This window comes from Rothia sp. P7208, assembly GCF_048512915.1.
Lineage (GTDB): Bacteria > Actinomycetota > Actinomycetes > Actinomycetales > Micrococcaceae > Rothia.
Genome location: NZ_JBLXXW010000001.1, coordinates 343,579 through 355,080, shown reverse-complemented (window position 1 = coordinate 355,080; position 11,502 = coordinate 343,579). Strand labels below are relative to the sequence as shown.

The 11,502-nt window shown below is 47.2% G+C and carries 11 protein-coding genes and 1 tRNA gene; 7 read left to right on the top strand and 5 right to left on the bottom strand.

Annotation, left to right across the window (positions count from 1 at the left end; genetic code table 11):
* Positions 1–3: 3 nt before the first annotated feature.
* The 3 genes from ACN084_RS01650 to ACN084_RS01640 form a co-directional block, all read right to left on the bottom strand.
* A tRNA-Pro gene (locus ACN084_RS01650) sits at positions 4–77 on the bottom strand.
* Between the two features lie 107 nt (positions 78–184).
* Positions 185–1,060, bottom strand: a complete 876-nt coding sequence (locus ACN084_RS01645; RefSeq protein ID WP_419105873.1) for a metallophosphoesterase — start codon at positions 1,058–1,060, stop codon at positions 185–187.
* Between the two features lie 130 nt (positions 1,061–1,190).
* Positions 1,191–3,329, bottom strand: coding sequence for a transglycosylase domain-containing protein (locus ACN084_RS01640; RefSeq protein ID WP_419100983.1), 2,139 nt, complete (start codon positions 3,327–3,329; stop codon positions 1,191–1,193).
* Between the two features lie 208 nt (positions 3,330–3,537).
* Between ACN084_RS01640 and ACN084_RS01635 the strand changes: the two genes are divergently transcribed.
* From ACN084_RS01635 to ACN084_RS01625, 3 genes are all read left to right on the top strand, one after another.
* The gene (locus ACN084_RS01635; RefSeq protein ID WP_419100982.1) at positions 3,538–3,741 is read left to right on the top strand and encodes a hypothetical protein; all 204 of its coding nucleotides are present in this window, start codon (positions 3,538–3,540) and stop codon (positions 3,739–3,741) included.
* Between the two features lie 81 nt (positions 3,742–3,822).
* On the top strand, positions 3,823–4,311 hold the full coding sequence (locus ACN084_RS01630) for a RidA family protein (RefSeq protein WP_419100981.1): 489 nt from the start codon (positions 3,823–3,825) through the stop codon (positions 4,309–4,311).
* Positions 4,304–5,287 carry an NUDIX hydrolase gene (locus ACN084_RS01625; RefSeq protein ID WP_419100980.1) on the top strand — a complete coding sequence of 328 codons (984 nt, stop codon included), beginning with the start codon at positions 4,304–4,306 and terminating at the stop codon, positions 5,285–5,287. The genes ACN084_RS01630 and ACN084_RS01625 overlap by 8 nt, the downstream gene beginning before the upstream one ends.
* Before the next feature lie 111 nt (positions 5,288–5,398).
* On the opposite strand, the gene ACN084_RS01620 is transcribed toward ACN084_RS01625, so the two are convergent.
* The gene (locus tag ACN084_RS01620) at positions 5,399–6,076 is read right to left on the bottom strand and encodes a Crp/Fnr family transcriptional regulator (protein ID WP_419100979.1); all 678 of its coding nucleotides are present in this window, start codon (positions 6,074–6,076) and stop codon (positions 5,399–5,401) included.
* A 269-nt stretch (positions 6,077–6,345) separates the two neighbouring features.
* Between ACN084_RS01620 and ACN084_RS01615 the strand changes: the two genes are divergently transcribed.
* Positions 6,346–7,659 (top strand): MarP family serine protease, encoded by a 1,314-nt coding sequence (locus tag ACN084_RS01615; protein WP_419105681.1) that lies wholly within the window; start codon positions 6,346–6,348, stop codon positions 7,657–7,659.
* 36 nt (positions 7,660–7,695) lie between these two features.
* Here the strand turns inward: ACN084_RS01615 and aroQ are convergent, their stop codons facing one another.
* The gene (gene aroQ / locus ACN084_RS01610; RefSeq protein WP_419100977.1) at positions 7,696–8,151 is read right to left on the bottom strand and encodes a type II 3-dehydroquinate dehydratase; all 456 of its coding nucleotides are present in this window, start codon (positions 8,149–8,151) and stop codon (positions 7,696–7,698) included.
* Between the two features lie 137 nt (positions 8,152–8,288).
* Here aroQ and nth point away from each other — a divergent pair, with 137 nt between their 5' ends.
* The 3 genes from nth to ACN084_RS01595 all read left to right on the top strand — a co-directional run bounded on the left by nth (position 8,289) and on the right by ACN084_RS01595 (position 11,453).
* Positions 8,289–9,179 (top strand): endonuclease III, encoded by an 891-nt coding sequence (gene nth, locus ACN084_RS01605; RefSeq protein ID WP_419105680.1) that lies wholly within the window; start codon positions 8,289–8,291, stop codon positions 9,177–9,179.
* Between the two features lie 325 nt (positions 9,180–9,504).
* Positions 9,505–10,740, top strand: a complete 1,236-nt coding sequence (locus ACN084_RS01600) for a CpaF family protein (RefSeq protein WP_419105679.1) — start codon at positions 9,505–9,507, stop codon at positions 10,738–10,740.
* Complete coding sequence (locus tag ACN084_RS01595) at positions 10,740–11,453, top strand: type II secretion system F family protein (RefSeq protein ID WP_419100974.1); 714 nt, start codon at positions 10,740–10,742, stop codon at positions 11,451–11,453. The genes ACN084_RS01600 and ACN084_RS01595 overlap by 1 nt, the downstream gene beginning before the upstream one ends.
* Positions 11,454–11,502 lie beyond the last annotated feature (49 nt).

Sequence of the window (11,502 nt, the reverse complement as noted above, 5' to 3'; positions counted from 1 at the left end):
GAGTCGGGATGACAGGATTTGAACCTGCGACCTCGTCGTCCCGAACGACGCGCGCTACCAAGCTGCGCCACATCCCGCTAGCTTTAAGAGATAACCTCTCAAGCAACTGTTCAATGATAGCTGATAGAAGATACCAGAGCAACCAGAAACAAACACACCACCTTGGTCTCCACGGTTATACGAGCTATGAACCTGCCGTGAGCGTTACAAGAACCGCCTCCGGTGGGCAAAAAAGTCGCACTGGCGCGAAACGAGAAGTCCCAAGACCGGCAGAGACATGAACAGGAACATCATCTTCCAAACTCACACCCTTAGCGCGAGATGGTGGTAAATCACAGTTCGAGACAAGAGCACGCCCACCTGGAAGGCAAACCTGCCCACCATGAGTATGTCCCGCAAAAATTGCTTGAGCCCCATCCTCAACAAAACGTCTAAGCGTCCGTAAATACGGTGCATGACACACACCCAAACGCACTGATGGAGTATCATCCGTAGAAAAAGCGTTGGGGGAGAACCCTGGGTGCTCATCATAACCAATATGTGGGTCGTCTACGCCCGAAAACTCTAGACGTAGCTTCTCAAAGTTCATCACATCAAAACGATTGATGAGACCAACCCAGCCACGCTCCTCAAAAGTCTCATGCATCTGCTCTGTCGGAAGTTTAACGCGAGCATCATCAATGCCTTCATCTGCGGTGCTTTGCTTCCACAAATAGCGTGCAGGGTTTTTCATTATCGGCGCATAATAACAATTAGAGCCGGGTACAAACACACCTGGAATATCCAGCAAAGGATCAAGCGCCTCTAAAAGACTTGGCAGCCCCTGAAGATGAGACAGATTATCCCCAGTATTAATCACCAAATCAGGTTCTAGCTCAGCCAAAGAATGCATGAAACGAATCTTCTTCTGCTGCCCCGGAATCATATGCATATCCGAAATATGCAGAATACTAAAGTCCTGAGCACCTTCAGGTAATACCGGAAGTTTCTCACTGCGAACCGTGAAATGGTTGAGCTCATAAAAATGGGCATAAGCCACAGTGGCGGCTCCTGCCACCATTCCGGCAGCCGTTACTCGTGCAAGAGAACGGGCTACAGAACGGGAAGAAACCGCCACAGTGTTGGTAGTTACCATCAAACAGGAAACTCCTTAAACGTCTTATTGAGAAGAAGTAGAAAACATCATCATTCTACTGCTGAGTTCCTAGCATCTCATTGGGAGGAAGCGGGAACTTGTCAGTGTTATAGTTCTTAGCTTGCTCCTTCATAAAGGTCTGCCACTGAGCACCAGCATAGGTTGCACCATCAACGTAGTTTAAACGCTTGCCGTTAATCGATAGGCCGTTCAGAGAACGAGAACCACTCTTCAAAGAGCCGACCCATGAGGCTGTGGAAAGACCACGAGTGTAACCAATCATCCACGTCTGTCGGGAATAGTCGGTTGTACCAGTTTTTGCTGCAGAAGCATCCGGCAAACCAATGCCACGCTGATAACCAGAGCCACTAACAAGAACTTGTTTAAGCACATAGCTCACACCGTTAGCAATCTCTTTACTAATAGCTTGATGGCATTTTTTATCGTAGGTCTTAATTTTTTTACCAGAACGATCTTCGACAGTCTTAATTGCTTGAGGAGTGCAGTAGACACCATCATTAGCAAAAGTTGCATATGCAGAAGCCATCGTCAACGGTGAAACCTGAGAAGAGCCACCAATTAATGACGCTAAGAACCGAGGGTTAAACGCTACGTCACCCCCGCTCTTGCCTACTTTAGGAGTGAGCATGTTGAGAGCTTTTGCCATGTCTTGAATACCGCAGAGATCTTCCTTAGAGGCCATGCTATACAAGAACGAGTTGATGGAGTTTTTGATACCGAACGCAACGGTGCCCCACCGTTGGAATCCTTCTTCTGCGTTAGCGAAGCTAAAACCGTTAGGAGTATCTGAATAATGGAATACACCACCGTCAAGACAAGAAGCACGCCAAGGAAAAGAATTCGGATAATTCAGAGAAGTACCGTCAATTGTTGCGTTAACGCCTTTTCCTTCTTTGAGCCATTCAGCAAGAACAACCGGCTTAAACGTTGAGCCAGGCTGGAAACCAGGAGTACCGCCATCTTGGTAATCCACGTTGTAGTTATACAGCGAGGCTGAGAAATCATCAGTCGTTCCATAATCAGAGTTCTGCGCCATAGCAACAACATTGCCGTTAGATGGCTCTACGGATACCAAAGAAGCATTAATATCATCGACGTTACTTGTCGAAGGTTGAGTCTGCTCAACGGCTGCTTTAGCGTCCTTCTGGGCGCTGACACTCATCGTTGAAACAATGGTGTAACCAGCACGATAAAGATTCTTCTGGCGGTCTTCAGGAGTTGCGCCATATGCCTCATCCTGATAAATCTTCGCGGTGACATAGTCACAGAAGAATGCTGCATCTCCCGCGGTAACGCAACCAGTCTTAGAGGTGTGAATGTCGAGATCGAGACCGGAACTCACCGCAAGGTTAAACTGATCTTCAGTGATTTTTTTATCACGCAGCATCGTACCTAAAACAGTATTACGACGCTCTTTAGCGAGTTCAGGGTTCACATCGGGGCGGTAAATGTTTGGAGACTGCACCATTCCAGCTAAAAGTGCTGATTGCTGCAAGTTAAGATCTTTAGCTTTGATACCCCAATAGTAGTAAGATGCCGCTTCAACACCGTAGTTTGTGCCACCAAGGTTCACAATGTTCAGATAGCCGTCAAGAATTTCATCCTTAGACTTATTCTGTTCCATAGAGATAGCAAGCTTAATCTCTTTGATCTTATCGATATAGCCCTTGTTCGAACCTAAGGTGCTTGCCTCTTCTCCACGGTACTCCGCCTGCTCGATGAGAAGGTTATTGACATACTGCTGAGTGAGGGTTGAAGCGCCCTGACGGTTATTAGGGCGAATCAAGTTATTGATAAAAGCACGAGCCATGCCTAGAGGAGAAACCGCACCGTGCTCATAGAAATCACGATCTTCAACAGAAACAATCGCGTCTTTCATATACTTTGAAATCTGATCGAGGGGGACATCGCGACGACGCTGAGATTCAAAGCTGGCAAGTTTCGTCTTACCATCAGAAGCATACAGAGTTGACGCCTTAAAACGAGAACCCTCCGAGAGGTCATCAGGAAGACCTTTAAACCAAGAAATAGAAGATGTTGCAGCAATACCCATACCAACAGTAGGGGGAATGAGGATACCTGCTGCGACAAAACCAGCGATAACACTCAGTGCAATAAACTGAATAAAATCACTCGGAGTACGTTTTTTCCGAACATTCTTCGATGAAGCCATTCCCACAGTCTACAAGTAGAACCTGAAAAATAGGTGTCTAGATGGGCACATAACGGTAAAGATTTTAGGTTTGCTGGCATTATATTTCACACATTTAGGACCTCAAACCTCACCATAACACCAAGAAAAACACGGTTATTTACAGTAATTTGTGCTTCTCTGAGCATAAAACTTTTCAATTAGGCTCATAACTATTAGGCTGGGGGCTATGGATAAATGGGAATACGCTACAGTGCCCCTGATGATTCACGCCACCAAGCAGATCCTCGATAGCTGGGGACAAGACGGCTGGGAACTGGTAACAGTCCTTCCTTCAACCGCACCTGCTGGGGCTGCACCTCAGGGAAATATGGTTGCTCCAACGGTGGGCAACCCCATCGCATACTTCAAACGTAAAGTTGCGTCATCATAAAGATAGTTAACATAGACCGGATTCATAACCCTCGGGTGTGAAGCCGGTCTTTGTTCAGCTAAAAACAGAGAAAGACGCCTGATGAGCGAAAAAACTTCTATCGAATCTCGTATTGAACAGCTAGGCTACACTCTACCTAGCACACCACAGCCCGTTGCCGCCTACGTGCCAGCTGTGGTCAGCGGAAATTATGTTTACACCTCCGGACAACTACCCTTTGTCAACGGTGAACTTCTGCACCGCGGGAAACTCTCATCCCAGAACACCGGAGAGCAACACCTTACCCTAGAACAAGCCCAAGAATGTGCACGCATCGCTGCACTTAACGCTTTATCTGCTGTTCAATCTGTTCTAGGAGACCTCAACCGCATCAAACGCGTTGTTAAAGTTGTAGGTTTCGTTTCTTCCGCACCAGATTTCACCCAGCAACCCCAAGTGATCAATGGAGCTTCTGAACTACTTCACGACATTTTAGGAGAACAAGGAGTACACGCGCGCTCTGCGGTAGGCGTTGCCGTACTGCCTCTTGATGCCCCCGTGGAAGTGGAACTCATCGTAGAATATGTCTAATCAAACACTATATACAGGGGCGTTGAAAGTCGTTCGAGAACGTACTGAAGAAACCCCCACCATCTCTATCTCTACTGAGAGACTATTCAAGCTCCCCGACGAATATGCTTCAGCCGCTCAAGCTTGGTTAGAAGACCACCAACACACACCCTGTCAGCCTAAAACTGCCGCATCTGTGGTCTTTGTTCGAGACGGAAAAGAAGGTCTCGAAACAATCCTGACGCTCCGTTCAGAACATTCACCACTAGGCGATTTAGCTTTTCCTGGAGGGCTATGCATCCCCAGCGATCAAGACCCTCTCGCGTGGATTGGTCCAGATATTAAAACTTGGGCAGCAGCATTCAAACAAGAAGACCCCGTTGCTACTCAAGCTGCAGTTGTTGGTGCCCTTCGAGAATCATTTGAAGAAACAGGAATGCTCCTTGCCGGACGAGATGAGTTAAGCACCGTTGAAACGTCTTCGGAAGCTCTCGACCTGATGTCCGCACGCGAAGCGATTTCTCACTGCGACCAACGTTTTGCTGATTACCTCGCTAAAAGAGGACTGACCTTGCGCACAGACCTCTTACGTCCCATCGCACGCTGGCAATCTCCAGATTTTCGTCATAAACGCTATGACACGCATTATTTTGCTAGTGTGGCGCCCGTTGGGCAAAGCCCCAAACTTCTTTCCTCCAAAGGGCTATGGGGTGACTGGGTGAACGTACGTGAACTTCTCGAACAGCAAGAAACAACAGAACTAGGTGACGCTATTGGACATGAACGCACTCGAGGAAAAACCCTGCAACAGCTCATCGTCCCCGCGACACTATGTATCCTCGAAGACCTCGCAGCCGTAAATACTTCGGTAGCGTACCTCGCAAAAAAACGAGAAGTACTCCCTAAAAAAGCTGAGGTGGTAGAACACGACGGAGAATATTTCCTCAAATACACTCTGCCTCAAAAGCCAAAGAATCGGCAGAAATGCTCCCTATAGTCAGGTGAATTTTCAGCCGTCTAATTCAACGATAAAAATATGGGGGCGGTAGAGAAATATGTTTCTCTACCGCCCCCATAAACGTATCCTCAAAAAATATTTAGAATCTTTTTAGCGGGAACGATTACGCAAACGCTGAAGATCCAAAATCACAACAGCGCGAGCTTCAAGACGAATCCAACCGCGAGATACAAACTCTGCAAGAGCTTTGTTGACGGTTTCACGAGAAGCACCAACAAGCTGAGCCAATTCTTCTTGGGTCAGTTCGTGAGCAACGAGAATACCATCGGTTGCAGGGCGACCGAAACGGTCAGCCAAATCAAGTAGAGCCTTCGCTACGCGACCTGGAACATCAGAGAACACAAGATCAGCAAGGTTTTCATTGGTGCGGCGCAAACGACGAGCTAACGCCTGAAGAACCTGCACAGAAATCTGAGGTGACTTCTCCATAGCCTTACGTAAAGATTCGTGCTTAACTCCGGCAAGGCGTGTTTCAGAAACAGCAGTTGCACTGGTAGAACGTGGTGAAGGATCAAAGAGCGCCATCTCACCGAAAATTTCACCAGGACCCATGATGGCTACAAGGTTTTCACGACCATCAGTAGCGGTACGTCCAAGCTTAATTTTTCCGGAAATGATGAAATATAGTTGGTCGCCCTGATCACCCTCATAAAACAGAGTAGCGCCGCGGGAAAGATCAACTTCAGTGATGTCTTCAGTGAGTGCTGCAAAAGCTTGGTCGTCGAGTGAGGCAAATAAAGGTGCCCGACGTAGAACCTCGATATCCATTTTTCTCCTCAAGAATTGAGATAATTTTTTTTACAAGCCACCCATTCTTAGGGTTTGCCGACTGACAAGTATAACGCTCGAACCACTCAGTGCCATAAAATGGTGTGACATAATCAATAATGAGACTACCGCAAAAACTCTCAATGTACAGCTCAAACCCACCAAGAGATTTCTTAATAGATACTAAAAGATGCTCAATAAAACGGTAAAAATAGAGTAAAGCACACCCGTTTTATGAGATATCCACTACCGTTAAAACCTCAACAACAATGAGTGAATATTTTGGGGGGAACACCTCAAAAATCACATCTGACAAGGTGCGTTATATTATGGACTTGACGATTCTAGATATTGGTCTGCTAGGACTACTGCTATTGAGCATAATCTCAGGTGCACGGCGTGGATTCATCGGCATACTCATCAACCTCATCGCAACATTTATTGCATTACTTTGTGCATTTACCTTCGGATTTGTCTGGGTACGTCAAAATCTGCCCCAACAACTACACGAATTTGGGTACCTTATCGCGCTCATACTCTTCCTCCTCGCCGGAAAACTCGTCGGCTCTATACTCATGGGCCTCCTACGAGCCCTCTTTGGACTGAGCGTTCTTCGACCCATCAACCGAATCTTCGGAGCAATAGGCAACGCCATCGTCTACCTATTCCTTCTACTTACCGTCGTCCTCATGATGCTACCGCTCGGTATTCCCAGCATCACACAGCATATAAATAACTCAAAAGTCATTACATATATGCTGGAACACACTCCCGAACCCGTCAAAGAAAGCATCTATACCTTACAAGACCGCTTTACTCGCATCTTCTACCAAACCATCGGCATAGAATACTCTGAAACAGCACAAGGCGTTACCTCGAATATGCCAGAAATTCTAGGTCAGGTCCTTCCCGAACTCGTCCCAACTTCCATTCCAACAGACATACCCACCACCGAACAACTGAGCGACACCATCCAATACGCAGGAACCTCCGTTGTAAAAATTCACGGATACGCACCTCGCTGCGGATACACCTCAGAAGGCAGTGGATTCGTCTCCTCAAACAACTACGTCTTAACTAACGCCCACGTCATACAAGGAGCAGGACAAATTCTGCTCGAAAAACGAGACGGATACAGCGTCACTGGAACTCCCGTTTACTACAATCACGAAGAAGACATCGCTGTTCTCTACGCACCAGCGCTCAATCTTACTGCAATCCCCCTAGGCGAAGACGCCGCACCCGGAACCGCTCTTGCTGTTTTAGGGTACCCAGCAGGCGGCCCCTACACGATAACTCCAGCAAGCGTGAGAGGACTCGGAAACATCCAAAATATTGAAGCCGAAACTCAAGAGCTATCTCGCATCAGGTACCTTTACCAAATCAACGCAGATATCGTCCAAGGTAACTCCGGTGGACCTCTGGTAACAGAGAACGGAGACGCCGTAGGCATGGTCTTTGCCCGTTCTGTCGCTGGAGATAAAATTGGCTACGCAATTCCAGCAACAACTATTAAAGAAGCCCTAGCGAGTATTCCCGAAACACCTCAAGCGGTACTAACAGGTACCTGCCGAGAACACTAATTAATGCTCACACGTTTAGGCCCAGAGCCTAGTATCCTACGATGTGCTTTCTTCGCCCAAAAGATGTGCAAGAAAATCTAAAGCAAGAAGATACCCATAAGCACCAGCACCAGCAAAAATAGCTGTTGCCTGAAGCGATACAAAAGACTGATGACGAAATTGCTCACGGCGATGAATATTCGATAAATGAACTTCAACAATGGGAACATCAACAGCCTCAAGCGCATCATGTAAAGCTATCGAGGTATGAGTGTACGCCGCCGGATTAATAATAATCCCCGCCGCTTCAGAACGTGCCCGCTGAACCTGATCTACCAAAACGCCTTCATGATTCGTCTGTAAAAACTCAAGTGCAAAACCATATTCTTGTGCACGGTGCTGGAGTGAACTCTCAATATCTTTCAACGTGCTAGTCCCATAGACCTCCGGTTTACGATGTCCTAAGAGATTGAGATTAGGGCCGTTGAGAACAAAAATACGTTGTTGAGTCATAGCACTATTCTACGAGAGCACTCAACGAATCAGAACAACACCTCACAAACTATGCGGTGAGGTGATTTACCTCGTAAAAAGACCGAACACCACAGCTCATAAAAGGCTTCACTGAATAGAACAGGTAGGCTAGAAAGGTGAAAGAGCAGGCAGATAGCACCCCCTTAACAGAGCAAGAACAAGAACTTCTGCATATTCGTTCAGTGTCCATTCTTGAAGCAGAAAAAGCGGCACGTCGTCGCTCGCGCACCCAAGAAAGTGAGCTGGGGAAAAAGCGCCGTGTACGAAAAATTAAACGTATCCTCGACGACACTTACCCCTACGCGGTGGCAGAACTAGATTTCACCAACCCCTTCGAATTGCTTATTGCCACTGTCCTTTCAGCACAAACCACAGATGTGAGAGTCAACAGTGTAACACCCACACTTTTTGCCTCATATCCTGATGCATTAGCTTTAGCACAAGCCTCTTTGCCGGATGTGGAGAGCATCGTACAGCCTTTGGGATTTTACCGTTCAAAGGCCTCCTCTATCGTGCGGCTGGCTCAAGGATTGCTCGAACGCTACGACGGAGAAGTACCTCGCACCGTTGAAGAGCTCATTACCCTACCCGGAGTTGGCCGCAAAACGGCTTTTGTTGTTATGGGTAATGCTTTTGGTATGCCTGGGCTGACAGTAGATACACATTTTGGGCGTCTAGCACGTCGTTTTGGAATGACCGAAGCAACAGAACCTGAGCGTGTAGAAAAAGATGTTGCCGCCCTCTTCGAACCAAAAGACTGGACGATGCTTTCTCACCGTATGATTTATCACGGACGAAGAATCTGCCATTCACGTAAACCAGCTTGTGGGGTATGCCCCGTAGCAGACCTTTGCCCTAGCTACGGTGAAGGTGAAACTGATGAAATTCAAGCAACTAAACTGCTCAAATACGAATTCGCCCCAGGTCGAGAACGTTTGCATTTAGCTTTTCTTCATGGGGCTACACGTCAAGAACTTCGGGCACAAGGCTGGAGCCTAAGCGCATAGCGCCTAGCTCCGACATCCTTGCCACACACGTTTGAATACGTTGAGTGCTCATTCTTCAAAAACAACTTTGAACGGTCCTGCTATCAGCCGATAGCGGGGCTGTTCTGCGTTTGAACAAGGTGCAACACGTCAATGTGCGCACCCTAAACCGTAGAACTTTCTCACCCTAAAACTGTGGAGAACCCCGCAGACAGTTCAAAACACCTCTTTGAGGTGATTGCCCTATCCACAAATCGCTCCCATACAGTGCATTCTCACGCCAAAACCGGAACACTCAAAGTACCAACAGCCACCAAACTCCAACGGCTCAGGAAGAGAACACCGCATGAAAAGAGCATCACATTCGCATGAAACAATGCTTCTGAAAAAATTCCGTCCCCAATATGACACAACTACATCGGAAGATTTAGATACTTCACGAAAAATTACTGTCTTAGACGAAAAAACTGTGCACGAGATCTTCCATCTAGGAAAACTCGAACCATTACTTGATGAAGAAGGCTTGAGCGACATCTACGTCAACGGCCCACAAGAAGTGTGGATTGAAAAATCAGGTTCCCTTCAACACACCACCATAAGGTTTGACAACGAAGAAGAAATACGAGCTTTAGCGACCCGACTCATTGTCTCCGGAGGAGGACGGCTTGATGAAAGTAACCTCAGCACCGACATCACAAACTCGCGAGGACACCGTATTCATGCAGTACTACCACCGCTGTGCGAACGAGGGACACTCCTATCTATTCGAGTACAACCACCTCAACGGTTTTCCCTCACAGAGCTTGAAGCACAAGGGATGCTGACCTCACAGCTTACAAACGTTTTACGCTATATTCTTTCCCTCCGCGCCAATTTCTTAATCAGCGGTGGCACAGGAAGCGGAAAAACGACGCTGCTCAACGCAATGCTCTCAGAATGTCAGGACAACGAACGCCTCATCATGATTGAAGACTCAACAGAGCTGCGCCCTACACATCCACACACTATCTCTCTCCAAACCCGCCAACATAACAGCGAAAACAGGGGAGAAGTCACTCTCAGCACGCTCATCCGCCACGCTTTAAGAATGCGCCCTAGCCGACTAATCGTTGGAGAATGCCGTGGTGCAGAACTGACCGATATGCTCACCGCCATGAACACTGGACACACAGGAGCTGGAGGAACTATCCACGCAAACTCTGCTCAGGCAGTTCCTGCACGACTAATGGCAATGGGAGCCATGGGAAAAATGTATGAGAACGCCTTATGCTTGCAAGCAGATACTGCAATTGATTACATCATCCATCTGAGCCGTCGTGGGCGACAACGAATCTTGAGTAATATCTCAACCCTAGTTTTTGCACAGGGGCAACTCCGAACCTGCTCACTTTATACGGCACCTTCTGAAGGAGAGAACACCAGCGGAACATGGTCTGAAGAAGGTCATCTCTTTCTGAAAAAATATGCCAAATGGCACGACCGTATGCTTCAAACCACTGCACAAAACATCACTTCTGAGCATGACATGACGCAAACAGGTACTTTGATTGTTCAAAGGAATGCTCTATGTGGCAAAAATTGATGAGCACTTCCCCTTATCGAAGGACGAACTATCTTTTAGAGAGCACGCAACCAAGCGTCCAAGAACAAGAATTATGGCCAGATATCACCTGGCGTATGAGCTCTCTACTACGTGCAGGACTACGCCTACCTAACATCATCAAAATAGTGCATCAACACCTGACGAAAATGTTGACGGAACATCCTCTTCACGCTCAAAAACATGTTGTATTCCTAAGGCGAGAACAACGAGCTTATTACTTTGCCTTAGAAGATGCCGCACAACTATTGCAATGTATGTACCAGAGGGCATGTGCGGGATTACCGATGGTAACGCTTCTGCAAGATTTATCTCCGGCACGTTCTTACTCTCATCAACGGTGTATAGAACTGATTTCCTGCTGGTATATCGCGGAGAAAACAGGTGCGCCTATTGCTCAGGCTATAGAACGCTTAGCGCGTTTTTATGAAAGTGAAATAGATCTTGATCAGTCACGGAGTTCAGCAATGGCTGCTCCACAAACAACAGGGATGATTCTCTCTTGGCTTCCTGCCCTCGGTATTGCCTTAGGAATGTTGATGGGTGCTAAACCTCTAGTGATTCTTACACAATCATCTGGAGGGCTTTTGATAAGCCTCATCGGTTTATGGCTGGCTTTAGCCGGACGTTTGTGGACATCTAGACTCATCGCCCAAGCACAGAAAGGTCAAAAATGTTCTTCAACAATCCACTAAGGAACAGATCCCCCACTGCTGAAAATAGCTCAAGGCCAACCTCACGATG